Here is a 26591-nt window from a genome sequence, read left to right on the forward strand (position 1 = left end):
GTCCTGCGGGGCGCACGGCTCCCCCGCGCCCCGAGGTGACACGTACCCGGCCCGTGTCTCTCAGGCCGGCGCGTCCTCAGCCAACACGGGCGACCCCCGCGTAGAACACACTGTCCTCGTTCTTCGGCGCGGGCATCTCCTTGTGCCACTCGTGCGCTCGCACCAGCCCCGGCTCCACCAGGTCGAGACCGTCGAAGAACCGCGCGACCTCGGCGCGGGTACGGGGGCACAGCGAGATGCCTGCCCTGCCGTATGCCCCGGTGACCTTCCCCGCCAGCTCAGCCGGGATGAAGTCGGCGGTGCCGTGCGAGAGCACCAGACAGCTGCCGGCGGGCAGGGCGTCCACCAAGGTCCTTGTGATGCCGTACGGGTCCTGGTCGTCGGGGATGAAGTGCATGAGCGCGATGAGCGAAAGGGCGACGGGCCTGCTGAAGTCCAGGAACCCGCGGGCGTGTTCGAGGATGGCCCGGGGCTCGCGCACATCCGCCTCCAGGTATTCGGTGGCGCCTTCCTCGGTGCTGACCAGAAGGGCTTCCGAATGGCGCAGAACGATCGGGTCGTTGTCGACGCACAGCACACGGGACTTCGGATTGACCCGCTGAACGATCTGGTGCAGATTCGGCTCGGTGGGGATGCCGGTTCCGATGTCGAGGAACTGATCGATACCCGTTCCCGCCACCCAGGCGAGGGCACGGTGCATGAACTCCCGGTTGAGCTGGGCGCCGCGCTGCGCGCCGCTGGCCAGTTGCTCCGCCATCTCACGGTCAACCGGATAGTTGTCCTTGCCACCAAGAAAATAGTCGTACAGGCGGGCCGGGTGAGGCTTGCTCGTGTCGATCCGCGATCTGGGACTGTCCGCCGTCATAAGAAGCCTCCGATGTCCATCCGATGTGAGGAGGAGCATAGGAGAGGTCAGGCCCGATTTTCGCTCAACAAGCTTTCGATCATGGCCAGTTCGGGTTCATCGATACGCATCCTGGCGGGTCTGCCGAACGGCGGGAACGCGTTGCGCGTTCCCTGTGCCGAACGGCGTCCGCCGCCCGTGCTGTTGGCCGATGACGACGGGGCCACTGGCGCCAGGTGGCACGGTTCACGGGTCTCTCAGCGGACGGTGAGCGTGCCCTTCATGAAGGCGTGGATGGTGCAGGCGTAGGGATACGTTCCCTTCTTGGACGGCGCCTTGAAGGTGACCGTCTTCCCCGGCGCGATCGTGCCGGTGTTGAACTGCTTCTTGTCGTCGGCCGTCAGCGTGTGCGCCGTGGTGTCCGAGTTGACGACCGTGATCTTCGCACCCGGCGCCACCGTCAGAGCGGCCGGGTGGAAGGCGAAGTCCTTGATGGTGACCCGCGATGTGACCTTTGACGACGGGGACGCGGAGGACGACGCGGATGCCGACGGCAGGGGCGTAGCGGACGTGGAGGCCGGCACGGCGGAGGAGGAGGACGAGTTGTCTCCTCCTCCGCTCGAACAACCGACGACGGCGGTCAGGCTCGCGGCCGTCAGGATGACAACGAACCGTGCCCGGCGGACACGAAACGGGAACAGCATGCTCTCTCCGATGCTCGGTTCGCGGCCCGGGTCTGCCGGGACGAGGGTCAGTATCCGCCGCCCCCGCCGCCCCCGCCGCTCGGCGTCTTGGTCACCTGCTTGCCCGAGGTGTCGATGACGTACCACTTGGCCCCGAACTGGTTGAGCCCCTGACCGTTGAGGTCACCGGGCTTCTGGTCGCCCTGGTAGAGGTACAACGGGTGTCCGTGGTAGGTGACTTGCTTGCTGCCGTCGGAGCGCGTGGTCGTGGAGAGCAGGCTGCTCTTGACGCCGCTGCCCGCCTTCGGCTTACCGGTGAAGACCAGGGGCGGCCAGGCCGTCGCGCACCCTCCGTCGCATGTCGACTTGCTGGTCTTGTCCTTGTCGAAGACGTAGAGAGTGCGGCCCTTCGGGTCGAGCAGGATCTTTCCGAGGGAACCCGACTTGGAGATCACGGTGTCGGGAGCCCCGCTCGGCGAACTCGACGCCTTGGCGATCACCGTCGCCGAGGCCTCTGCGGGCGCGTTCGGCTGCGAGGCCGCCGAGCCTCCGCCCCCGTTGGAACAACCGCCGACGGCGGCGGCGAACAGCGTGGCCGTAACCACCGCGACGGCTGTTCTGGCTGTGATCCTCATGGAGGCTCCTTCGGTCCGGTTGCCACTCAGGGCAGCCACTCGGGGCAGCGCGCGACCCGTCCGAGCGGGCCGTCTCCCCCAATAGACAGCAGGCCCCGGTACCGGGCCACCGGGCAGAGCCGTCCGGCGTACACGGGTGCGCGCGGCCCCGCCGGTGCGCGCTCCGCCGCGCGGGACGGACAATCCGACGTGACGCTCCGCCGGTTCGGCCTCCCGGAACCGGTGGCCGCGGACCGGCCCCAGGACTGCGTGCGGCGGCCCGTGCCGGAACCGGATTACGCCCGGTGTTTGCCCGTCCTGCTCGCCACGGACCCGCCCGTCACCTCTCCAGGACGAGCGCGAGCCCCTGGCCGACGCCGATGCACAGCGCCGCGAGACCTGTTCCCGATCCGGCGGCGGCGAGCTGGTGCGCGACGGCTCCCGCGAGCCGTGCCCCCGAGGCGCCCAGTGGGTGGCCGACGGCGAGGGCGCCACCGCGCGGATTGACCACGCCGGGGTCCAGGTCGGGCCACTCCGCGAGGCATCCCAACGACTGCGCCGCGAAAGCCTCGTTCAGCTCGAAGGTGGTCAGGTCGGCGAACGACCTGCCCGCCTTGGCCAGCGCCTTACTGACCGCCTCGACCGGGCCAAGGCCGAAAAGCCGCGGCTCGACCCCGGTGACCGCCGACGCGCTGATCCTGGCCAGCGGCTCCCGGCCCGTCTCGCGCAGTCCGTCCTCGTCCACCAGCAGCAGGGCGGCCGCCCCGTCGTTGAGCGGGGAGGAGTTGCCCGCCGTGACCGTTCCCGTCCCGTCGGTGCGGAACGCCGGTTTCAGCTTGGCCAGAGCCTCCATCGAGGTGGAGTCACGTACGCACTCGTCGCGCGCCAGGTCCACGCCCTCGTACGGGACGACCTCACCGTCGTACAGTCCCTTCGCCCAGGCCTGCGCCGCCTTGCGGTGGCTGGCGAGCGCGAACGCGTCCTGCCGCTCGCGGGTGAGGGCGTGCTTGTCCGCGATCTGTTCGGCGCCCTCGCCGAGCGACACGGTCCACTCGGGGGACATCCTCGGGTTGGTCATCCGCCAGCCGAGGGTGGTCGAGTGCAGTTGCTGGTGCCCGGCGGGGAAGGCTCGCTCGGGCTTCTCCAGCACCCAGGGGGCGCGCGACATCGATTCCACACCGCCCGCCAGCACCACCGACGCGTCGCCGACCGCGATCGCCCGGGCTGCCTGGATGACCGCTTCGAGGCCGGAGCCGCACAGCCGGTTGACGGTCACACCGGGCACGGAGACGGGCAGTCCCGCCAGCAGGACCGCCATACGGGCGACATCGCGGTTGTCCTCGCCCGCGCCGTTGGCGTCGCCGAGGAAGACGTCGTCGATACGGGCCGGGTCGAGGTCAGGGGTGCGGTCCACCAGTGCCCTGACCACATGGGCGGCGAGGTCGTCGGGCCGTACGGAGGAGAGCGCGCCCCCGAACCTGCCGATCGGGGTGCGGACCGCGTCGACGACATAGACGTCACGCAGGCGGTCGGTCATGGGGTCTCCGTAAGGTGTGCGTCGTTCCGGGAGGGCCGGCCGTGACGGTACGGACGGGCGCGGGCGTCCACGTGAGGACGGACCGCGGCGGACGGCCGGGGAGCGGCCGCACCATCACCCTGTCCATGCACCTGTCCCGCCCGTCCGCCCGGTGAACGTTCGTTCACAATAGAGCGGCAACGAGTGTCCGCCGATGTTTCTCCCCTGTCAACGGAGACAGTTACGAGGGGACCGGACCTGCCGCAGCGCGAGTGACTCCCTACCCTGCCGGACGATTGCTGTCGGGCGCACACGTCCGACAGCCGGTCCTCGGCAGCGTCATCGCCGGCCCCGAGCCAGTATCGGTCCGCCGGACGGCGTACCAGCAGTCGCTCACCGCCTCGGCCTCCTGACCCTGCGTCCGCCGGGGTCCGAGCAGCAGGGCGGCCCCCGGCCGCACTCCAGCGTCCTTGCCTCACGGCCACACTTCACCCGGCGGCCGCAGGGCGACGCGGCTGCGCGGTCACAGGACTACAACTCGACCAGCACCTTGCCCCGGTTGGTCTCCCGGTTGACGTACAGGCTGCGATATGCCTTCGGGATAGCGTCGAAACCGTAATGCACGGTCTGGTGGAACGCGATCTCGCCACGCCTGATCATGCCGCCCAACTCCTTTTTCAGCGCGGTCAGATGCTCTTCATCGAACCACTCCTGGGCGAAAATCCCGCGGATCGTCGTCCGGGGGAACATGATGTGCGGCAGCAAGCGGGGGCCGACGGTCTCCTTGCCCACCTGGGTCGCCCACTGCCAGCAGATCGCCACCTGACTGCCGACATTGAGCATCCGGAATACCGCGTCAGTCACGGTCCCACCCATATTGTCGAAGTACTTGTCGACACCGTCCGGCGCGGCCTCGGCCAGGGCCGCGCCTACCGCGTCGGCATCATCACCCTGTTCGTAGAGCACCACGGCGTCGAAGCCGAGATCGGTCAGATGCGCTGCTTTGCCCGGCGAGCCGGTCGTGCCGACGACCCGGCCGCCGGCGCGTTTGGCCAACTGACCGGCCAGCGTGCCGACAGAGCCCGACGCGCCACTGATCACCACCGTGTCGCCAGGGTGTACCGTCATGAACTTGGTCATCGTGCCCCAGGCCGTCAGACCGGGAGCGCCCATGGCACTGAGCACCGAGGAGAGCGGCAGCACCTCGTCGTAGTCGTCCGGGTCGAGCCGCCGGTAGGCCGGGAACACCATAGGGAAGAGGCCGTCCCGCCAGACCGTCGGCCCGCCGTCTCCGATCACATGGCTGCGCCAGCCGCCGTAGCCCTGCACCACGTCACCCACGCGGAACGCGGCGTCGGGTCCTGCCGCCACGACCTCCATGACCGCGTCCGCCACCATGTGCGAGCCGATCGGGGTCTCCAGCGCGAGCCCGTGCAGGTACGGGTCGACCGACACGTACCGGGTCTTGAACAGCATCTGGTCGGGCCCGAGGGCGATCTCGACCTCGTCCACCACTTTCTGATAGATGCGGCCGACGTCGGGCACACCGTCGACGTGCTCGCGCACCACCCACTTCTCGATTTTCACACGTATGCCTTGTCCGTGGTGACGGTGGAAACGCGAGGGGCACGTACCGCGGGGGCAGCGGACGGAGTCCCTACCGGCACGATCAGATGGGTGGGTGGTGGCGCGCTCTCGTCCACACTCGCCGTGAACTCACGTCCGTCGTCACGGCAGACGAACTGCATGACATGCCTGCCCGCCGCGGCCGCCCTGATCAGGCCGCCGATGGTGGCCCAGACGCCGGACAGGTAGAAATTCTCCAGGCCGGGCAGCACAGGTCCGTTCCTCTTGATCTCCTCCTCCAGCGTCTCGCTGCCCTCGACGAACGGCTGCCATCCGGGGAACGCCCCGTCGTAGGTGCCGGTGTAGCGGACCTGGGTGAGCGGGGTCGACACGTCCGCCACCTTGACGGCGTCCTTGAGACCGGGAAAACGCTCGTCCAGGAGACTCACGATGCCGCTGCGCACCCGGCGCTTGGCCGCACTGTACTCACGGCCGTGGCGGACCGGGAGGGTGTGCAGCTCCTGGCCTCTGCGCGGCCTGCTGGCCTGCTCGGGGCCCTCGCGCAGCGAACGCCAGTAGTCGATGGTGGAGAAGTAGGTGGCGAAGACCACCGCCGTGCCGTCCGGCGACAGCTCCGGGTAATGCCTGCTGCGGAACTGGATGTTGACGCTCGGTGTGCGCATCCCCGGCAGCAGCGCCGCCTCTTCGTCGGTGAGCAGGTACGTCGTGCAGGGGTCGGCGTCGGGGAACGGCCGCCGCAGGCCGAGGAAGAGGCTGACGTAGCCGGGAGACAGCTGTCCCGGCTCGTCGATCACCCGGGTGTACAGGTCGCGGTAGGTGTCGTTCAGATAGCGGCCTTTGAGCAGCTTCATCGCCGTGGTGTGTCCGTCGGCGGCCGAGACGACGATGTCGGCCCGGAACTCGCGCCCGTCGCTGAGCCGGACGCCCACCGCGCGGTCGTTCTCGACCAGCACCTCCTCGACCTTGGCGTTGTACGTCACTTCGCCGCCGAGGCGTTCGTACCGCTGCTCGACGGACTTCGCCAGAGCGAGCGAGCCTCCCTCGGGCACCCCGGCGGAGCGGTTGGCGTGCGCGGCCAGCTGGAAGTAGAACGGAAGCACCGGGAACACCGAGTGGTTCTCGTACAGGATGAAGTTGAACGCCTCGCGCAGCAGGGGTTCCTTGAAGCGCGCCGCGTAGTCCGACATCAGTTCCGTGATCGATTTGCGGATGGTGTTGAAGTACGGCAGGAACCCGGCCATCATCCGCCAGCGCTCGACCGTCCCCATCAGGCCGACCGGTTTGAGGAAAGGGTAGACCGCCAGGGCCTTCCGGAACGTCCGTACGCCGTCGCAGAAGGTGCGGATCGGACGGGCGTCGGCGGGTGAGATGGACAGGAGGTGGGCTTCGAGCCGGTCGGGGTCCGAGTAGAAGTGGACCGCTCTGCCGTCGCGGCCGCGCACGATGTTGAACGCGTCGAAGTGGCGCATCTCCTTGCCCTGCAACGCTCCGAGTTCGAGCCAGATCTGGTACATCTCGTTGCCGGGTCCGTTGCCGAGCAGCCAGCTGACGCACCAGTCGAAGGTGAAGTCCCCGCGGTCCCAGCCCGTGCAGGAGCCACCGGCGATCTCGTGCATTTCGAAGACCCGTGAACGGTAGCCGTTCATCTGGGCGTAGCAGCCGGTGGACAGGCCGCCGAGGCCGCCACCGATGATGATCATCGTCTCTCTGCGCTGCTTCGCCCGCGCGTTCTGCTTCAACCGCGTCATCGTGTGGCCTCCTCGGGGGTCGGTCGCTTGCCGTTCACCGGTCGCCGTCGACCGGCCGTGGTCGTGGTCCGGCGGTCGCTGTCGCCGTTCACCAGCCGACGGGCAGCGCGTTGAGACCGATGATCATGGCGTCGGTCTTCCAGCTCAGTTCGTCCTCGGGGACGGCGAGCCGCAGTCCGGGCATCCGGCGCAGGACGGACTCCAGGGCCACTTGCAGCTCCAGACGCGCCAGATGGGCGCCGATGCAGTAGTGCACGCCGTGTCCGAAGCCCACATGAGGGTTGGCGGGCCGGTCGAGGACCATCTCCTCGGGATCGGGGAAGATCTCCGGGTCCCGGTTGGCCGCGGCCGTCGCGACCAGAACGGCTTCGCCCTCCCTGATCAGGACCCCGCCCAGCTCGACGTCCTCGGTGGCGTACCGGGGCAGGGTGAAGCCGACGAGCAGCGGCACGTACCGCATCAGCTCCTCCACCGCCCTGGGGACGGCCTCGGGGTGATCCCTCAGATGTGCCAGGTCGGCGGGGTGGGAGAGCAACTGGTAGAAGAAGTTGCCGATCTGGTTCGTGGTGCTCACAAAACCGGCGATCAGCAAATCGGAGGTGAGTGCGAGCAGTTCCGCCTGGCTGATCCCCTCGTCCTCGTCGCAGGCCTTGACGAGGCCGCTCAGCACGTCGTCGCCCGGCTCCTTGCTGCGCAGGTCGAGGACACCCGACAGGTACGAGAAGAGCTCTCTGCCCCGGATCATCAGGGCCTCTTCCGTCGAGGTGTTCGAGAGGACGGACTGCGCCCAGTCCCAGAGCCTGCGGTGGTCGGCACCGGGAATGCCGAGCAGTTCGCAGATGATCGTGGTCGGCAGGGGGATCGCGAAGTCGTCCACCAGGTCGGCGGGTTCGCCCTTCGCCTCCATGGCGTCCAGCAGCTGATCGGCGAGGGCCTCGGCGCGGACCCGCAGCCCTTCGACGCGGCGGGCGCTGAACTCCTTGGCCACGAGGGACCGCAGCCGGGTGTGCTCGGGCGGTTCCTTGGAGAACAGCCCGCCGCCGTTGCGTGCGGTGGGCCGCAGCCGGGGCTGGTCCCGTCCGAGTGCGGCGGCCAGGCTGAACCGGGAGTCGGAGAGCACGGCCTTCACGTCGGCGTGCGACGTGACGAGCCAGGCGGCCTCACCGTAGGGAAGCTGTACCCGGGAGAGCGGCAGGCCGCGCAGTTCGGCGTACTTCGGATGGACTTCGAGCCGGGACGGGGGGAAGGGGTAAGCGATCGGCTGCTGTTGCTGGGTCGTCACGGTGGGGGTGGGCCTCTCGGGTCGGACTGTGGGGGGAGACGGGGGAAGGGGTGGCCGGCGTCTCGCGCGCTCAGGCCGTCGCACCGCCCGTCAGGATGGCGCGCGTCAGCCCGGCGTTGCGCTCCACGAACTTCTCGTCGAGCATTTCGGCGTGGGTGCCGAAGCCGCGGAACACCGTGGTCCCGGTGGCTGAACTGCCGTGCCAGCTGCCGCTCTCGCCCGCTGCGTAGAACGCCTCCTTCGCGTTGTCGGAGATCACGTTCACGGGGGCCTCGATCATTCCGAGGTTCGGTGTGCGGCCGCAGAAGCCCAGGTATTCTCTGGCCTGCTCACGGGTCTCCCGGGCGACGATCTCCGAGCCGGTGTGCCGGCGCAGGTGCTCGGCCAGCTCCTGTTCGAAGCTCTCCAGGTGTTCCTCGCCGAGGACGAAGGACTCGGCGATGCGGTACGAGTCCATGATCACGACATTGCGCACCGTGCGACCCCGCTGTTCCAGCTCCTTGGCGACCTCGAAGGCCACATTGCCGCCGAGTGAGTATCCGAGGAGGGTGCAGGGGCCCTCGGCCTGGATCGACTCGATCAGGTCCGCGTAGCCGCTCACCTTGTCGTCACCGGGGACGTAGTTGAAGGCGACGAACAGGAACTCCGGTAGTTCGGAGGCGAATTGGCGGTACACCAGACCGTGTCCGCCCGCCGGCGGGAAGCAGAAGAGCGTCCCGGCCGGACGACGGCCCGGCTGCTCGGCGTTGAAGCGCAGGTAGGGCTGGGCGCCCGCGATCCGTCCCGTGATGATGTGCTCCAGCGTCCTGGCCATGCCGTGGAGGGTGGTGGCCTTGAACAAGTGGCTGACCGGGATGCTGATGTTGAACTCGGCCTGGAGGTGGTGGATCAGCTCGATCAGCTTGATCGAGCCGCCGCCCGCCGCGAAGAAATCGTTGCGCAGGCCGACCTGTTCGAGCCCGAGCAGGCTGGACCAGTGGGCCGCCATGCGTACTTCGTAGAGCGTCACCGGCGGTTCGAACATCTCCTCGTCCTCGGGGGCGCGGGGGGCGGGCAGCGCGGCGACGTCCACCTTGCCGTTCGGGGTGAGCGGCAGGGCCGGCAGGGCGGTGAAGTACGACGGGATCATGAACGTCGGCAGATAGCCCGCCAGATGAAGACGCAGCTCGCGCCCGTCGAAGACGCTGCCCTCGGCGGGGACACAGTAGGCGCAGAGCACGCTCTCACCCGCTTCCTGGCGTACCGTCACCACCGCTTGGGACAGGCCGGGCCAGAGGGCCAGTTGTGATTCGATCTCACCGATCTCGATCCGGTGGCCGCGCAGCTTGACCTGGCTGTCGGCGCGGCCGAGCAGGTGTACGCCGCCTTCTGCGTCCCAGCGGGCGAGGTCGCCCGTGCGGTAGACGCGCACCGGCGGGGAGTCCGCCTCCGGGCCGAGGGCGAGGGTGACGAAGCGCTGCTCCGTCTGGACCGGGTCTCCCGCGTAGCCGAGGGCCACTCCCAGGCCGCCGACGCACAGCTCTCCCGGGACGCCGGCCGGTACGGGCGCGCCGTGTCGGTCGAGGATGTAGAGCGCGGTGTTCGGGAAGGGCCGGCCGATCGGCACGAGCCTGCTGGGCTCAAGACCGTCGTCCGGGCCCTCGAAGTAGGTGCTGTCGACGGTCGCCTCGGTCAGACCGTACGAATTGATCAGCCGAGTGTACGGCCCGCACAGGTCGCGCAGGCGGCGGTACTCCTCGATTTTCCAGGTGTCGGAGCCGACGACCAGCAGCTTCATGAAGTCCAGGCGCAGTCCACCGCGTTCGCAGTGGTGGATCAGCCCGCGGACCACGGCCGGTACGAATTCGGCGCAGTCGGCCCCCTCCACCATCATCGTCTCGTACAGACGGTCGGTGTTGAACAGCAGCTCGCGGCCGATCAGCACCAGTGTGCCGCCGGAGCACAGGGCGCGGACCAGGTCGCCGGTGAAGACGTCGAAGGACGGCCCGGCCAGCTGGAGATGGGTCCGTACGTCGTCATCGAGGCGGTACTCCTGACGCCAGGCGCCGTAAGCCGAGGCCAGGTTGCGGTGGGTGATCCGGACGGCCTTGGGCCGCCCGGTGGAGCCGGAGGTGTGGATGACGTAGGCGGGGGCGTCCAGGTCGAAAGCGTCGTCCGGGACACCGGCCGCGGCATCGCCCGGGGCCGCCGGGCCACACAGTTCGTCCACGGTCACGACGACCGCCTCCCCGGGCGAGAAGGCCGGAGGCCGGCCCGGTCCGTCCGCGCGGACCACGACCAGGAGGGCGCGGGCGTTGCGGACCATGTAGGCCAGCCGGTCCGCCGGGTGGTCCGGGTCGAGCGGCAGGTAGCAGCCGCCGGCCTTGAGTACGGCGAGCAGGGTGACGATCAGCTCGGGCGACTTGTCCATGCAGAGCGCCACCACGGCGCCGTCCCGCACGCCGCGTCCGCGCAGCCCGGCCGCCAACTCGTCCGAGCGAAGGTCCAGTTCACCGTATGTGAGCCGTTCGGTGACGCCGGATTCCGAGGGCGCCGACACCGCGACCGCCTGGGGACTCCCGGCCGCCGCACGGCTGAACAGCCGGTGTACCGGCTCATCCGGGGGCGTCTGCCGGTCGGCCCCGCTCCACTGGGTGAGGATCCGCCCGCGCTCCTGGGCGCCGAGCATGGGCAGCCGGGTGACGGGGCGCGCTGCCGGTGCGCGGGTCAGCGCGTCGAGCAGGTTGACGTAGTGGGAGGCCAGCCGCCGCACCGTCGCCGGCAGGAACAGGTCGGTGTTGTACTTGAACACGCAGTGGAAGCGGTGTTCCGACTCGTCCTCGTAGGCCGACAGCGTGAGGTCGAACTGTCCTTCCTCCTCCGGCAGTTCGATGTACTCCAGCCGGTAGCCGTACTTCTCGGTGGCGACCTTGTGGGTGAGCAGGATGAACATCGCCTGGAACACCGCGGAGCGGCTCGGGTCGTGCTGCAGGCCCAGTTGCTCGACCAGCAGGACGAACGGGTACTCCTGATTGTCGAGCCCGCCCAGCACTGTCGCGCGGACCTGCGCCAGCAGATCGGCGACCGACGGATCGCCCGCCAGATCCGCGTGCAGGGGCAGCGGGTTGACGAAGTAGCCGTAGACCGGGGCGAACTCCTCCTGGGTGCGGCCCGTCACCGGACTGCCGACGATGATGTCGTCCTGGCCCGAATACCGGTGCAGCAGAACGTAGTACGCGCTCAGCAGCACCATGAACACCGTCACGTTGTGCTCACGCGCCAGGGCGTGGACGCGGGCGCTCAGTTCTTCGTCCAGGACGAAGAACTCGGACGCGCCGTTGTGGGTCTGGACCGCCGGGCGCGGCTTGTCCGTCGGCAGGTCGAGCACCGGGACCTCGGCCGGCAGATGGCCGCGCCAGTAGTCGAGCATCTTCGGCGCGTCCCGGCCCGCCAGGAAGGCGTTCTGCTGGTTGAGGAAGTCGAGATAGCTCGCGGTCAGCGGCGGCAGCTCCGCCAGCCGGCCCCGGCGCAGTTCCTCGTAGGCCGAGAGCAGTTCTTCGATGAAGGTGAACGTCGAGATCGCGTCCGAGATGATGTGGTGGACGGCCTTCATGATCACCCACCGGTCCTCGCCCCGTTTGAACAGGCGGAAACGGACCAGCGGGTCGCGCTCCAGGTCGTACGGCTCACGGTATTCACGGATGATCATCGCGTGGATCTCTTCCCACGCGGCGTCCTGGACGTCGAACAGAGCGAGGTCGTACCTGCCGGGGCCGGAGATCCGCTGTACGGCCTGGCCTTCCTCCAGGAGGAAGTTGGCCCGCAAGCTGGGGTGGCGGTCGATCAGCATCCGTACGGCCTCGAACATCAGCTCGGGATCGAGCGCGACGCGTACCTCGACCGCCCCACCGATGTTGTAGGCGAAACCGTCGGGGTTGAGCTGCTTGAGGAACCAGAGGGCCTTCTGATTCTGGGTCAGCGGGTAGCGCCCTTCGTCCTCGAACAGCTCCACCGCGCCGCCCACCGCGCTCGCTCCCGCCTCCTCCGCGAGCAGTTCGGTCAGTCCCGCGTACAGCCGGTCGACCAGTTCGGCGACCGGGGCGCTGCTCAGCAGGGCGACCACCGGCAGCGCGATGCCCAGCTCGGTGTGCACCCGGGCACGCAGCTCCATGGCGAGCAGGGAGTCCAGGCCGAGCAGGTGCAGGCCGGCCGCCGGGTCGACGCGGTCGGCCGGAACCCGCAGCACGGTGGCGACGAGCGCGGTGAAGCGTTCGGTCAGCAGCTGCCTGCCTTCCTCCTCGCCGACGGCCCGCAGGACGTCGAGCAGGCTGTTCTGCTCCGCCGCCGGGGCGTCACCGGCGGCGGCCAGCTCGCTGACGAGCGGTGGCGCGGAGGGGTACCAGGCGAGGAAGAGCGGCCAGTCGACGACGGTGGCGACCAGCAGCTGGGCGCGGTCCTGGCCGAGTACGCGCTCCAGCACCGCCATGCCCGCTTCCGGGGAGAGTGAACTCATGCCCCGGCTGTTGCGGTAGTGGTCGATCAGGCCCAGTTCCTCGATCATGCCGGTGGCCCACGGCCCCCAGTCCAGGCTCAGAGCAGGCAGCCCGCGGGTACGGCGGTGGTGCGCGAGGGCGTCCAGGAACGCGTTGCCGGCGGCGTAGTTGGTCTGGCCCGCGGTGGTCAGCAGGGAGGCGACCGAAGCGAACAGGACGAAGTGGTCGAGCGGTTCGTCGCGCAGGTGACGGTGGAGCAGGTAGGCCCCGACCACCTTCGGGTCGTGGACGGCGTCGAAGACCTGCCGGTCCATTTCGGGCAGGAGGGTGTCGCGGACCTGTCCCGCCAGGTGGAACACGCCGCGGACGCCAGGCAGACCACCGCGCCGGTAGTCCGCGAGCCAGGCGGTGAGCGCGGCCTCGTCGGTGATGTCGAGGGGCGCGAGGATCGGCTGTACGCCGAGGGCTTCCAGCTCCTTGACGAAACGGGTGTGCCGGCCGGCCGGTGAGGCCGGGTCGAGCCCGCTCCAGGTGCCGCGTTCGGGCAGGGCGGTACGGCCCACCAGGATGAGCCTGCGGGCGCCCCGGCGCGCCAGGGTCCGGCAGAGCAGCCGGCCGAGCGCGCCGAACGCGCCTGTCACCAGGTAGCTGCCGTCGGCCCGCAGCCTCGGAGGCAGCGGGTGGCTGAGGCCGGTGGCCCGGCGCAGTCTGCTGGTCCGGCGGTGTCCGCCGCGCAGAGCGATCTCGTGTTCGTCGTCGGTCGTCAGCTCGCGCAGCAGCGTCTCGGCCTCCGCCCTGCGGGCCTCGGAGTCCGTGCCCGTCCGCCCCGGGGCCGAAGCGGCGGCCGGTGCAAGGAAGGGGTCGAGGTCGATCAACTTGCCCGGGTGGTCAGCGAGTTCCTGGTAGCGAAGGACGCGGCCGATGCCCCAGGACGGGGCGCCGAGCGGCTCGACCGGATCGCCGGCCCGCACGGCCTGGGTACCGCGCGTGACGATGTGCAGCCTGCTGCCCGGCAGACCTGCGGGCAGTTCCTGGGCGAGCGCGATCAGTGAGTACGTCCCGAGGTCGGCGTGGCCGCCGAGGGCGTCCCTGTCCGTCTCGTCGAGCCGCGGCAGGTCGAGGTTCCACAGATGGACGGCCGCGTCGAACCGGCCTGTCTCCGCGCCCAGTTCGGCGAGGAGACGGCGCAGGTCCTCTGCTGAACCCGGCCGTACGACCGACTCCGTCCGGCCGTGGCGGTAACCGTCGCCGGGGCGCACCAGATGGCAGTGGCCACCGCGCTCGGCCACGAGCGCGGCGAACGCATCGCCGACTCCCCGCGCGTCGGCGAGGACGAGCCAGCCGGTCGCCGGGTCGCGGGTGGGGGCGTTCGCGTCGAGCGGGGCGTCGGTCCAGGCAAGATCGGCCAGCCAGCCGTCGACGGTGGTCTGTCCGACCGCGGTCGACGCCTTCTCGATGTCCCCGGCGCGGAATCCGCTGATGCGGCCCAGCGGGGTGCCCGCGTCGGTGTACAGCACGATGTCGCCGGTCAGGCCGTCCGCGTCCCGGTGCGTGATGCGGGCGTGCGCCCAGAGCGGCCGGTCGCCGACGGGGTCGATCCGTACGTCGCCGATGGACAGCGGCAGCCGGATGCCGGTGTCCCGCGCGCCTTCATCCGCCGCCAGCAGCTGCGGGGTCAGCAGCGACTGGAAGCAGGCGTCGAGCAGCACCGGATGGATGTGATGGCCGGCGGCGTCGTCGCCGAGCGCGGCGGTGGGTCTGATCCGGGCAAGCGCCTCGTCGGGGCCCAGCCACACGTCTTCGATGGCCTGGAACGCCGGGCCGTAGTGGTACCCGAGGGCCGCGAGGCCCGCGTAACAGTCCGGGCCGGTGAGTCGCCGGGTGCTGCGGGCGCGGATCGCGTCGCTGTCGAGGGGCGGTCCGTATCCCGTCCGCTGTCCGGCGCGTACGACGCCGCTCGCGTGCACGGTGCGCTCGTGGGTCTCACCGGGGACGGTGGCCACGGTGAACGAGGCGTCCTCGGCGGAGAACGACAGCCGCACCGTCTTCGCCTCGCCGTCGGGCAGGAAGAGCGCCTTGCGCAACCTGATGTCGGCGAGCGCGGCGTCGGTGGCGCCGGTCATCGCCCGTACCGCCTGGATCGCCATCTCCAGATAGCCGGCGGCCGGGAACACGGCTTCGCCCTGGATCCGGTGATCGTTCAGATACGGCAGTGTCTCGACGTCGAGCTTCGCTTCCCAGGTCGGCTCGGCGCCGGCCGTCCTGCGGCCGAGCAGCCGGTGGTCGAGGAGCCCGCGCCTGATCTGTTCCACGGCCCGGGGCTCCGCCCAGTGCCGGTCCCGCTTCCACGGGTAGCGCGGCAGGGACACCGGCCGGCCCGCCGGCTGAAGCACACTCCAGTCGATGTCCACACCGAGGTTGTGCAGCGAGGCGAGGGAGGTGGTCAGGCGGGCCGCTTCGTCCTCCTGGCGGCGGATCGAGGGCAGCGTGCGGCCTTCGAGGCTCCGGTGGTCGAGACATTCCCTGATCGAGTGCGCGAGTACGGGATGCGGGCCGATCTCCAGGAACAGACTGTGCCCGTCGTCCGCCAGGCGGTCGATCGCCGCGTGGAACCGCACGCTGTCGCGGACGTTCTTCCACCAGTAGGCGGCGTCCAGTTCGGTGCCGTGGGCCGTGCCCTCCTGCCCGGTCAGATAGAGCGGGACCTGCGCCGCGTTCGCCTTCAGTCCGTCCAGGGAGTTGAGCAGATCGTCCTTGATCAGCTCCATCTTGGCGCTGTGGTAAGGCACCTTCACAGAAAGGAACTTGGCGAAGATCTGATCGCTGTGCAGTTCGGCGGCGATCCGGGTGAGCGCGTCCTCGTCCCCGGCCAGGGTGATCCCGGCCGGGCTGTTGACCGCGGCCACCGACACCTGGTCCCCGTACGGCTCCAGCCTGCGCAGCGCCTCGGCCTCGGGCAGGCTGACCGCGAGCATGGTGCCCGTACCGACCAGCTGCTGCTGGAGCCGGCTGCGGTGGACGACGACCTTGACCGCGTCCGCGAGGCTGTAGACACCGGCTTCGTAGAAGGCCGCCACTTCGCCGGTGCTGTGCCCCACAATGGCGTCCGGCCGCACGCCGTAGCCGCGCCAGAGCGCCGCGAGACCGACTTGCACCGCGAAGTTGGCGGGCTGCGCCAGCCAGGTCTGGTCCATGCGGGACTCGGCCTCGTCGGCGGTGAGTTCCCCGATGAGAGACCAGCCGGCGAGCCCGGCGATCTCCTCGTCCACCCGCTCGACCGCTTCGCGGTATACGGGCTCCTTCCTGAACAGTTCGCGGCCCATTCCCCACCATTGCGGGCCCATGCCGGTGAAGACCCAGGCCATACGGCGCTGCGCGCGCTCCCGCCGCTGGTCGAGGAGTACCCGGGGGTGGGGTTCACCGCGCAGATATGCGGCTATGGCCGCGTCGAGCTCGGCGCGCGTGGAGTAGACGACGGAGAGCCGTGACTCCAGGTGCTGCCGGCGGTGGGCCAGGGTGTGGCCGAGGTCGGCGAGGGACACCTCCGGGCCGTTCTCGCCCGCCAGCTCCCGCCGGATGCCCTCGGCCAGCTCGGGCAGGACGGCCGGATCACGGGCGGTCAGCGGCAGGATCGTGCAACCGCTCAGCGCGGCCCGGTCCGCGGCGGCGGCACAGCCGGGCACCTCGGCCGTCGTCCTCCCCGCGGCGGCCTCACTCCCGGCTTCCGGTTCGGGCGCCTGCGGGTACCGGGACTCTGCGGTCGGGGCCTCTTCCAGCAGGACATGCGCGTTGGTACCGCCGAAGCCGAACGCGTTCACCCCGGCACGCGCGGGCCCTTCGTGTTCGGGCCAGGCGGTCGGCCTGTCCGGGATCTCGTACGGCAGCGACGCGAGGTCGATGGCAGGGTTGATGTGTTCGAGATTGATATGCGGGGGAATCGTGCGGTGTTTGAGACTGAGCGCGGTCTTGATCAGACCCGCGATGCCCGCGGCCGATTCGGTGTGTCCGATGTTCGTCTTGACCGAGCCGACGTAGCACTTGCTGCCGGGACGGCGTCCGATGGACAGCGCACGCCCCAGCGCGTTCGCCTCGATGGGGTCTCCGACCGGTGTGGACGTGCCGTGTGCCTCCACGTACTGGAGACTGCCCGGCTCGACGCCCGCCCCGGAGCAGACCTGCTCGATGAGCGCGACCTGCGCGTCCCCGTTCGGCACCGTGATGCCGTTGGTACGGCCGTCCTGGTTGACCCCGCTGCCGACGACGACCGCGTGGATCGGATCACCGTCGCGCAGTGCGTCGTCCAGCCGCTTCAGCGCGACCAGGCCGACGCCCTCCGCCCGTACGTAGCCGTTCGCCGAGGCGTCGAAGGCACGCGAGACTCCGTCCGGGGAGAGGAAGCCGCCCTTGGTCTCGGCGATGGTGTACTGCGGCGCCATGTGCAGCAGCGTGCCGCCCGCGAGCGCCAGGCTCGTCTCGCCCCGGCTCAGGCTCTCGCAGGCCAGGTGCACGGCCACCAGCGAGGAACTGCACGCGGTGTCGAGCGAGATGCTGGGGCCGCGGAAGTCGAAGCAGTACGAGACGCGGTTCGATGCCATGGTCATCATCGTGCCGGTCGCGGTGTGGGCGGCCAGTGTTTCGAAGCTCAGGTCGGCGAACTGGAGGATTTTGTAGTCCAGTGTGAAAGCTCCGACGTACACACCGACATCGCAGCCTGCCAGTTCGCCCGGCTTCTGCCCGCCGTCCTCCAGCGCCTCCCACGCCACTTCCAGCAACTTGCGCTGTTGCGGGTCCATATGGTCGGCCTCACGGGGGCTGATGCCGAAGAAAGCCGGGTCGAACTCGTCGAACCCGTCGATGTAGCCGCCCCGGCCGCCGGTCAGGCGGCCCGGCTTGGTCTTGTCCCGGCTGCCGAGGGTGGCGACGTCGTACCGGTCGGCGGGCGTCGGTGTGAGGCAGTCCTTGCCGTCGATCAGGTTCTGCCAGAAAACGCGGTGGTCACTGGCGCCGCCGGGAAGCCGGCAGCCGATGCCGATGACCGCGATCTTCTGGCGGGCGGTGCCGTCCCGTGACGCGTCAGCGTGGGAGGCGCTGTTGATCGAATCCGTCATGTCAGTCGAGTCCTTGAATCGCTGCGCTGCGGCGCGAGCATGGGCAGGGCAACGCACCCCGTTCCGATCGCTCGGCGGGGGCAGACTGGTGGAAGCGGGGCCGGCGGCCGGGCCGACCGGAGGCCGGGTCAGGCCGCGGAGCGGTCCCCGGTCTTCGCGACACCACGCCAGGGATGGAGCAGGGTGGCGACGACGGCACCGGTCCTCGGGAACGACCCGGGATCGTGCAGCCCGACGGCGGCCGGCCGGCGACCGGGGTGCCAGGTGAAACTGCCGAACAGGTGGTCCCAGATGGTCAGATCGGAACCGAAGTGGCCGGCTTCCGACAGCTCGGTGCTGTGGTGCAGGCGGTGTACCTCGGGGCTCGCGAAGACGTGGTTGAGCCTGCCGACGCGCACATCGACGTTGGCATGGATGAAGTAGCCCTGGGCCACGACAAAGATGCCCACCGCGAACACGGACTCCCGGGAGAAGCCGACCAGAGCCAGCGCGGCCTGCACGACTCCCTGGGCGAGCACGATGTCGAAGACGTGATTGACACCGTTGTTCCCGACGTTGACCTTGTCCGGCACGTGATGCACACCGTGCAGGCGCCACAGCCAGCTCGACGTGTGTTCCAGGCGGTGCACGAGGTACCCGGCCAGCGAACCGAGCAGCAACGCCAGCGGTATCTCCGCCCACAACGCGAACATCGGTGCGGGTGGCGCCATCCGGTCGAGCGCGGCGGACACCAGCAGTTGGGCCAGCGCGCCGCCGATCATGCTCAGTACGAAGTAGACGGCATACCAGCCCCATTCGGTCCGGCTCGGGTGCCAGGTGCGCTCATAGGGAATCACCCGCTCAAGCACGGCCAGGTAACCGATGGTGCCGATCAGGAAGAGAAAGCTGACTTCGCCCGGATCCCATCGCCAGTGCAGGGCCGCCATCACGACACCGCCCACTGCCGCGAGCAGGATCGGATAGGCGACACGACAGAGCACGGAACGGCTGTATGACCCCATGACGCTTCCCCCCAACTTTCACTTCCCGCACCTGGACCTGCGGGATATGACTCCCACAGCGTATCGTCACCGATCGGATCGATTCAAATACTCTCGGTAGTTGAAGTCTTGTGAGTGAATCTTGCCATCACGGGTTTCACCGGGCGCTCCCTCCCAGCGGGGCGGGACGGCAACGGCGACCGCCGGCGGGAGCCGACGGCCGGTCACATGTCTTTTCACGCGGGTGACATACCGCTCCGGCAACCAGGGGCAAGGGTGGATCCGTGCCGGCCAGGCGACGAGCCGTCCGGCCCGAAGAGGAGGACCAGTCGTGTCAGCCAGCCGCAGGCGTGTGCTCACCGGCGGTGCCGGTGCCGCCCTGACCGGCGCGGTCGCGGCCTGCGGCTCCGACAACGGTCGCGGCGGCGCGTCCGGCGGCAGCGGCAGGCCCGCACTGCGCCAGTGGTACCACCAGCACGGCGAAGCGGGGACCGAGCAGGCCGTACGGCGTCGTGCCGCCGCGTTCGCCGGGGCTGACGTCAACATCCAGTGGCGGCCGGGCAATTACGACGAGCAGACCGCGGCGGCCCTCCTGAGCGGGGACGGTCCGGATGTGTTCGAAGGCGGCCCGGCCCTCGACCAGATCCTGGGCGGCCAGGTCGCCGGCCTCACCGATCTGGTGAAGGACGTGAGGGAGGTCTTCCATCGGGCGGCGCCGACCCTCAAGACCCACCGGGGCAGGATCTACGGCATCCCGCAGGTCATCGACACACAGCTGCTCTACCACCGCAAGAGCCGGCCGGCCAAGGCCGGAGTGCGACCGCCGCAGACCGTCAATCAACTGCTGGACGCAGCAAGGGCCCTGGCCACCAGGGATGTCAAGGGCCTCCTCCTCGGCAATGACGGAGGAGCCGGTGTACCCGGCGGAACACCGCTCTACGCCGCCGGCCTCAGCCTCGTCACCGACCACGGCGACGTCGGTTTCGACGACCCGCAGGCGGCGAGGCCCCTCGGCAGGATCCATGACCTGTACGCCGGGAAGGCGCTGTTGCTCGGCGCGCCCTCCGACTGGTCCGATCCCGCCGCCCTCATCCAGGGGCTGACGGCCCTTCAGCGGTCCGGGCTCCGGGCCCTGCCACAGGTCGAGCAGGCGCTCGGGGACGACTTCGGCGTCCTGCCCTTCCCCTCCGACGGCCCGCACGGCAGCCCCTGCGTACCGGTCGGCGGGTACGGATCCGCAGTCAATGCCCTTGGAATACACACCGAGTTGTCCCGGAAATTCGTCAAGTGGCTGTGGGTCGACAGGACCGATGACCAGGTCGGCTTCGCCCTGTCGTACGGATTCCACATACCGGCCGGACTGCCGCTCGCCCGGCGTGCGGACAGGCTGAAGAAGGGAGCCGCCGACGGCGCGCGCCCCGGCCCACAGACGTTCCGCCACATCACCTTTCCGCAGCTGCGCGCGATGTCCGCGGCGCCGTGCTGCCGCTGGTGATCAGTGCTTGCCAGGCGTCCGACGAGTTCTTCCTCGTGTCGCAGCGGCACCTCGTCGCGGGCGTGGAACGGTCCGGCGTCCAGGGCTGACCGACCGCCTGCCCCCTCACCCACCGGCCCGTCGTCATTCTTCAGCCGGTCCCCACCGGTCGCATACGGGGCCCTTTCGGCTTTCAGCCGCAATTATCCCGAACGCCCTTGTGACAGAGGGGGGTTGGCCAAACCCCGCCGCGCAGGCAGTTTACGATCATCACCAGACCTCCTCATTTTCCGCGCATCGCACCCCCTCGCTTTCTCGTCTTCGTGGTCGACCCCGACCGGCTTCCCGGTCACGCCTTTCCGTGAGGATTCCCGCAGGCATGCCGCACGCACTCCGCCCCCTACGTCGCTTTTCTCCGACCGGCCAGAAGGGGACCACCCGGCCCTCCCACGACGGAGGCAGCCGGCGGAGGGCCCGCGGATGAGGCGGCCACAGCGGACGGACGTCCTCACACCGGCGGAGACACCGGCGGAGACCCGGGCAGGGATGCGGGGCCGGACGCGGGCTGGGCTCTCCCGTATCGCACGAGCAGCGCGCGAAGCTCGGAGGCCGCGCCTGCGGCCGGACTATCCGCGGTCGGCACACGCCGGATTCCGCCGGTGGCTGCCTTCATGGAGACAGATCCTCGCAGTCCTGATATGGGGCGTGGCGGGCGTGAGCGCCCTGTCGATGTACGCCTACGCCAAGACGGACATACCAGAACATCTCAACGCCTTCGCGACCCAGCAGGACAACGTCTACTACTGGTCCGACGGGTCGGAGCTGGCGCGCAGCGGCTGGGTCAACCGGCAGGAAGTACCACTGGCCAAGGTCCCCGCACACGTCCGGAGCGCGGTGCTGGCAGCGGAGAACGCGAATTTCTATTCCGATCACGGCATCTCCGCTTCGGGAATGGCACGCGCGGTGCTGCGGATGGCGAGCGGGGGCGACACGCAGGGCGGCTCCACCATCACTCAGCAGTACGTCAAGAACGCCTACCTCAGCCAGGATCAGACGACGAGGCGCAAATTCGAGGAGCTGCTCCTCGCGGTCAAGATCGACAACCGGCTCGACAAGGACCGGATCCTCGAGGGTTACCTCAACACCAGCTGGTTCGGCCGCGGGACATACGGCATCCAGCGCGCCGCTCAGGCCTACTACGGCAAGGAAGTCGGCGAACTCGACGTGAGCGAGGCCGCGTTCCTGGCCTCGCTCCTCAAGGGGGCCTCCCTGTACGACCCCGCGATCAGCGCGAAGACGCACGAACGCGCGGTGGAACGCTGGAGCTGGATCCTCGACCGGATGGTCACCACCGGGACGCTGACGCCGTCGAAACGGGCCGCGCTCACGGTCTTCCCCGAGCCGAAATCCCCGCCCAGGCCCGCCACGGCGAGCGGGCAGCCGGGTTATCTGGCCAGTCTCGCCAAAACGTATCTCCAGAAAGCGGGCCACATCTCGGACGCCGAGTTCGACCTGGGCGGCTACGGGATCCACACCACCTTCGACAAAGCGCGCACGACGGCTCTGGCGAAATCGGTCCGCGCGGTCCACGACGGCTTCGACCCCGACGGCCGTAAGTCCGACCGGCACGCGCGCACCGGGGCAGCGTCCGTCGCTCCCGGCGGTGCGATCCTCGCTCTGTACGGCGGTCCCGACTTCCTCACCCAGGGGTTCAACGAATCCAACGCGGTCACCGTCCCGGCGGGTTCGGCGTTCACGCCCTTCGTGTACGCGGCAGCACTGCGCGACGGTGTCCAGCACGAGCGCGGCGCGCCCCGCGTCCCGGTGTCCCCCGCCACCGTCTACGACGGCGACGACGACCTCGCCGTACTCACCCCCGAGGGCCCGTACTGGGACCGCAACGGGAAGGTGGTCAAGGGGCGGAACGACGGCGGCCGTTCATGGGGCTCCCTCAGCCTGCGCGACGCGATGGTCCACTCGGTCAACACACCGCTGACGCAACTCGGGATGGACACCGGTCTGGAACGGGTGAGCCGCGCCGCCCAGGACGCCGGATTCCTCGCCTCCAGCCTCGGGCCGCGTGTACCGGCCCTCTCCCTGGGCAACTCCACTCCGAGCGCCATCCGGATGGCCGACGCGTACGGGACGTTCGCCGCCGGCGGTGTGCACACGGAGCCGTACTCGGTGGCGCGGGTGTCGCGGGGCGGCGACCCGGTCCGGCTGGAGGCGCCCCGCAGGAACCGCGCATTCAGTGCCAGGGTCGGCGCGCAGGTCACCGACGCGCTCGCCGGCGCGCTCCGGGAAGAGGGTCCCGCCGCCGCGAAGGGGCTGGAGCCCGGAACCGCCGGCAAGATCGGCACCACACAGGACCACACCGCGGGCTGGTTCGCCGGTTACACGGAGCGGGAGGCGACGGCCGTCGTCGTCTACCGCATGGATCTGAAGGACCTGAAACCGCTGCCGCTCACCGGCCTGGGCGGGGACCCCGACGCGGACGTGACATATCCGGCCCGCATCTGGTCCGACTACCTGACGTCCGTGGCAAGCCTGCGGCGGTGACAGCGGGACGCCACGGGCCGGGACGGCGCCGTGGCCTCCCACGCCGTCCCGTCGACTCTCACAGGAAGCACCTTCCGCATGCGCCGTACTCTTCGCACCGTCCTCGCACCGCTCCGCGTCCGCGTCGCCCTGGGGGTGGTACTGGCCGTCGGCGCGACCGCGGCGGCCGTAACGCTCGTCGGCGCCGGCGCGGACGGCTCCGCACCGGCGGTGCGTCCTCCGGAGGCGGCGGGCGCCGCGCCCGGGGCGGAGCGGGAGAAGGACGGCTACCAGAAGTGGGACGGGAAGGTGAAGGTGCTGGGCGACGGTTCCACCTCCTACACCGGCCCGCAGCCAGGGCAGTTGAAGCCGGTACGTCTCCAACCGGGCGAGAAGCCGCCGCAGTTCGTGGTGTTCTCCTGGGACGGCGCGCTGGAGGGCGACGACCATCTGTTCTCCCGGTTCCGGAAGGCGGCACGGGAGAGCGAAGCGCACATGACCTTCTTCCTCACCGGCATCTACCTCCTCCCGGAGTCGCAGAAGCGGCTCTACAAGCCGCCGCAGCACGCGGTGGGCGCGGCGGACATCTCGTACCCGACGCCCGGACACATCCGGTCGACGCTGGAGCAGCTGGGCGAGGCATGGTCCGAGGGCGACGAGATCGGCTCACACTTCAACGGGCACTTCTGCGGAGCGGAGGGCGGCGGTGACTGGAGTCCCGCCGAGTGGAGGAGCGAGACCGACCAGGCCGTCTCGTTCATGAAGAACTGGAAGTCGAACACCGGGTTCACGGACCTTCCCCCGCTGCCCTTCGACCCGGACCGGGAAGTCACCGGAGGACGCGCGCCATGCCTGGAGGGGCAGAAGACCCTGATACCCGCCGTCGAGCCGCTCGGCTGGCGTTACGACGCCAGTTCGGCCGGGGACTTCCAGATCTGGCCGGGCAGGAAGGACGGCATCTGGGACTTCCCTCTTCAGCTCCTGCCCTATCCCGGGGGTTCGTTCCAGGCACTCTCCATGGACTTCAACTTCCTGTACAACCAGTCCGACGGCGAGACCGACGGCGATCCGGCCCAGTGGGCGACCTGGCGTACGCAGACCAAGGACGCCTACCTCAACGGCTTCGAGCGGGTCTTCCACGGAAGCCGCGCACCGCTCTTCATCGGCAACCATTTCGAGGCCTGGAACGGCGGCATCTACATGGACGCCGTCGAGGACGTGATACGCCAGGCCTGCCCGCGCGAGGGCGTGCGCTGCGTGTCCTTCCGCGAGCTGGCCGACTGGCTCGACGCACAGGATCCGGACACCCTCGCCCGGCTACGGAGCCTGGACCCCGCCCAGGCCCCCGACTGGACGTCGCTGATCCGGTAGCGAACGGCCCGCCGCCCGGCCGGTGTGGCCGACCCGGTCGAGCAGGCTCACCAGAAGCTCGTAGTCGGCGTCGGAGAGATCCTCACGCAGGCTCTGCTCGACCGAGGCCGAGAAGCGCCGGGCGCTGCGCGCGCGCTCCATCCCCTCGGGGGTGAGGGACACCAGGAGCACGCGGCCGTGATCGGGGGAGACCCGCCGGCTCACCAGCCCCTTCTCCTCCAGATGGCTGACGATTCCGTTCATCGTCTGCGAGGTCACCAGCGCCTCGCGCGCGAGCTGTGTGCAGGACATCGACGCGCCGCCCGCGAGATGACCGAGCACCCCGCACTGGGCCGGGGTCAGGTCCAGCTCGCGCATCGCCTCCGCCCTGCGGAGCGAGAGCGCCTGCTCGGCGCGCTTGATGTGAAGGCTCAGATTGTCCGCGGGCTCGTCCTCATGGGCCGCCCTGGTCGTGTCGTACGCCTCATTCTTCATGTGATCCACCACCTCAGCGGGCCGGCGTCCCCGGTATCCCGCTCGTCTCGGTACGGAAACCATCGCAGGTTTCCACATTGGACAAGGTTACTACTCTGATGAAGTAGCCTTCATCTTTGTCGCGACCGTGGGTACGAATGCCCAGCTCGAGACCGGCCCGCCCACTTGCACCCCTGCGGCGGATACACCCCTTTCGACCGACTCTCAAATCCACCCACATGCGGACTTGCCGTCCCGCAGCAGAGGTGTAGGATGCTGAAACTATGAACGCAACTTCATCGATGAAGGCACCTTCATCTCGCTCTCAGAAGCCCCCATGGGTCACCTTGCTGCTCGTCAGCGTGGCGGTCTTCCTCCTTCCCGTAGCCCTGACCGGCGCGGGGGTGGCCCTCCCCGACATCGCCAGGGACCTGCACCCCAGCTCCCAGGCGCTCCAGTGGGTGGTCAGCGGCTACAACGTCACGTTCGCCGCGCTGATGCTCGCCTTCGGTACCATCGCCGACCGCATCGGCCGCCGCCGCATCTTCCACCTCGGCATCACCTTGTTCGGCGCCGCCGCTCTGGTGGCCATGCTGTCGAACTCGATCCTCCTGCTCGACATCGCTCGCGTCGCGGGCGGTATAGGCGCCGGCGCCACACTGACCGCCGGATCGACACTCATCGCCTCCCGCTTCGAGGGCACTGAGCGTCTGCGCGCCTTCGGCATCTTCGGCACCGCGCTCGGTGCCGGTCTCGCCTTCGGCCCGCTCATCTCCGGCGTCATGATGGAGGCCATGGGCTGGCGCGGCGTCTTCGCGATCCCCGCGATCCTCGGACTCGCCGTCGCCGTCTTCGCACCGATGATCACGGAATCCCGGAACCCGGACGCGAAGCGTCTGGACTGGGCGGGCACCATCACCTTCACCGGTGGTCTGTTCCTGCTGATCTTCGCGCTCGTCGAGGCACCGGCCTTCGGCTGGACCTCCCCGCTCGTCCTCGGTTCCCTGATCGGCACCGTCGTGCTGCTGGCCGGCTTCTACTTCGCGGAGAAGCACCAGAAGGACCCGATGTTCGACCTCGGCCTGCTGCGCCACTCGCGCTTCATGGGCGTCACCGCCGCGGCCGTGGCGATGGCGTTCACCCTGCTGCCGCTGCTGGTCCTGCTGCCGACGTACTTCAGCGCCGTCGAGGGCTTCAGCCCCCTGCGCGCCGGAGCCGTCCTGGTGATCTTCACGGCGCCCACCCTGGTCATCCCGCTCCTGGCGCCCGTCATCGCCAAGTTCATCTCGGTGCGCGTCCAGCTCACCGCGGCCATGGCGATCGTCGGCGGAGGCATGGCCTGGCTGACCACCATCCAGCCGCACGGCGGAGTGGCCTCGATCGCCGGACCGCTCCTGGTCACCGGCATCGGCTACGGCATCACGCTGGCCATCCTGGACGGCGCCGCCGTCTCCAGCGTGGAACTGAAGCGGGCCGGTATGGCCGCCGGTATGTTCAACGCCATGCGTCTGACGGGTGACACGGCCGCGGCCGCCATCGGCGGGTCCCTGCTGCTGACCATCACCTCGTCCCACCTCATGGGCAAGATCGCTGATCCCGAGAAGGTCACCGAGGAACTGAACGGTGGTATCCACACCACCTCGCTCGTCGCGGCCGACGCCTTCACCAGTGCGCTGCATGTGGTCATCTGGGTGAGCGCCGGACTCGCACTCGCCACGGTTCCGCTGCTGTGGCGCGCACTGCGCCCGACGAACGACGGGAAGAGCAGAGTCGTCGCGAGCAGTCAGGACAGCGCCCCGGGCCTCACGGCGACGGACGCCGAGGCACTGGCACTCGTCGGCGGAGAGACCGGACTCGTCTCCGAGCCGGCCGCCGCGTCCGCACCGACCGAGACCCGTCCGGAGAACACGCGTTGACAGCG

Annotated in this window: 14 protein-coding genes; 4 read left to right on the forward strand and 10 right to left on the reverse strand. The window is 69.4% G+C overall.

What is annotated here, in order from left to right; genetic code table 11:
- Positions 1–76: 76 nt before the first annotated feature.
- The 9 genes from ACIP6N_RS28225 to ACIP6N_RS28265 all read right to left on the reverse strand — a co-directional run bounded on the left by ACIP6N_RS28225 (position 77) and on the right by ACIP6N_RS28265 (position 18855).
- Positions 77–865 (reverse strand): SAM-dependent methyltransferase, encoded by a 789-nt coding sequence (locus ACIP6N_RS28225; protein ID WP_401820216.1) that lies wholly within the window; start codon positions 863–865, stop codon positions 77–79.
- A gap of 236 nt (positions 866–1101) precedes the next feature.
- Positions 1102–1548, reverse strand: coding sequence for a cupredoxin domain-containing protein (locus ACIP6N_RS28230; RefSeq protein ID WP_401820218.1), 447 nt, complete (start codon positions 1546–1548; stop codon positions 1102–1104).
- A 47-nt stretch (positions 1549–1595) separates the two neighbouring features.
- On the reverse strand, positions 1596–2162 hold the full coding sequence (locus tag ACIP6N_RS28235) for a hypothetical protein (protein ID WP_401820219.1): 567 nt from the start codon (positions 2160–2162) through the stop codon (positions 1596–1598).
- A gap of 319 nt (positions 2163–2481) precedes the next feature.
- Positions 2482–3678 carry a thiolase family protein gene (locus tag ACIP6N_RS28240; protein WP_401820221.1) on the reverse strand — a complete coding sequence of 399 codons (1197 nt, stop codon included), beginning with the start codon at positions 3676–3678 and terminating at the stop codon, positions 2482–2484.
- 510 nt (positions 3679–4188) lie between these two features.
- On the reverse strand, positions 4189–5244 hold the full coding sequence (locus ACIP6N_RS28245) for an MDR family NADP-dependent oxidoreductase (protein ID WP_401820224.1): 1056 nt from the start codon (positions 5242–5244) through the stop codon (positions 4189–4191).
- On the reverse strand, positions 5241–6992 hold the full coding sequence (locus ACIP6N_RS28250; protein ID WP_401820225.1) for a phytoene desaturase family protein: 1752 nt from the start codon (positions 6990–6992) through the stop codon (positions 5241–5243). The genes ACIP6N_RS28245 and ACIP6N_RS28250 overlap by 4 nt, the downstream gene beginning before the upstream one ends.
- Positions 6993–7080: 88 nt before the next feature.
- Positions 7081–8274, reverse strand: coding sequence for a cytochrome P450 (locus tag ACIP6N_RS28255; protein ID WP_401820227.1), 1194 nt, complete (start codon positions 8272–8274; stop codon positions 7081–7083).
- A gap of 70 nt (positions 8275–8344) precedes the next feature.
- The gene (locus tag ACIP6N_RS28260; protein WP_401820228.1) at positions 8345–17854 is read right to left on the reverse strand and encodes an amino acid adenylation domain-containing protein; all 9510 of its coding nucleotides are present in this window, start codon (positions 17852–17854) and stop codon (positions 8345–8347) included.
- Between the two features lie 128 nt (positions 17855–17982).
- Positions 17983–18855 carry a sterol desaturase family protein gene (locus ACIP6N_RS28265; RefSeq protein ID WP_401820230.1) on the reverse strand — a complete coding sequence of 291 codons (873 nt, stop codon included), beginning with the start codon at positions 18853–18855 and terminating at the stop codon, positions 17983–17985.
- Positions 18856–19165: 310 nt separating this feature from the next.
- On the opposite strand from ACIP6N_RS28265, the gene ACIP6N_RS28270 reads away from it, so the two are divergent.
- The 3 genes from ACIP6N_RS28270 to ACIP6N_RS28280 all read left to right on the forward strand — a co-directional run bounded on the left by ACIP6N_RS28270 (position 19166) and on the right by ACIP6N_RS28280 (position 24217).
- Entirely contained in the window at positions 19166–20329 is a 1164-nt protein-coding gene (locus ACIP6N_RS28270; protein WP_401820232.1) for an ABC transporter substrate-binding protein, read from the forward strand.
- A 459-nt stretch (positions 20330–20788) separates the two neighbouring features.
- The gene (locus tag ACIP6N_RS28275; RefSeq protein ID WP_401820234.1) at positions 20789–22867 is read left to right on the forward strand and encodes a transglycosylase domain-containing protein; all 2079 of its coding nucleotides are present in this window, start codon (positions 20789–20791) and stop codon (positions 22865–22867) included.
- 78 nt (positions 22868–22945) lie between these two features.
- Positions 22946–24217, forward strand: coding sequence for a hypothetical protein (locus ACIP6N_RS28280; RefSeq protein ID WP_401820236.1), 1272 nt, complete (start codon positions 22946–22948; stop codon positions 24215–24217).
- On the opposite strand, the gene ACIP6N_RS28285 is transcribed toward ACIP6N_RS28280, so the two are convergent.
- On the reverse strand, positions 24164–24691 hold the full coding sequence (locus ACIP6N_RS28285; protein ID WP_401820238.1) for a MarR family winged helix-turn-helix transcriptional regulator: 528 nt from the start codon (positions 24689–24691) through the stop codon (positions 24164–24166). The two genes, ACIP6N_RS28280 and ACIP6N_RS28285, sit on opposite strands and share 54 nt — an antisense overlap.
- A gap of 326 nt (positions 24692–25017) precedes the next feature.
- Here ACIP6N_RS28285 and ACIP6N_RS28290 point away from each other — a divergent pair, with 326 nt between their 5' ends.
- Positions 25018–26586: an MFS transporter gene (locus ACIP6N_RS28290; protein ID WP_401820240.1), complete on the forward strand. Its 1569-nt coding sequence runs from the start codon at positions 25018–25020 to the stop codon at positions 26584–26586.
- The last annotated feature ends 5 nt before the right edge of the window (positions 26587–26591 follow it).

Source organism: Streptomyces sp. NPDC088725 (assembly GCF_044751305.1).
Classification (GTDB): Bacteria; Actinomycetota; Actinomycetes; order Streptomycetales; family Streptomycetaceae; genus Streptomyces.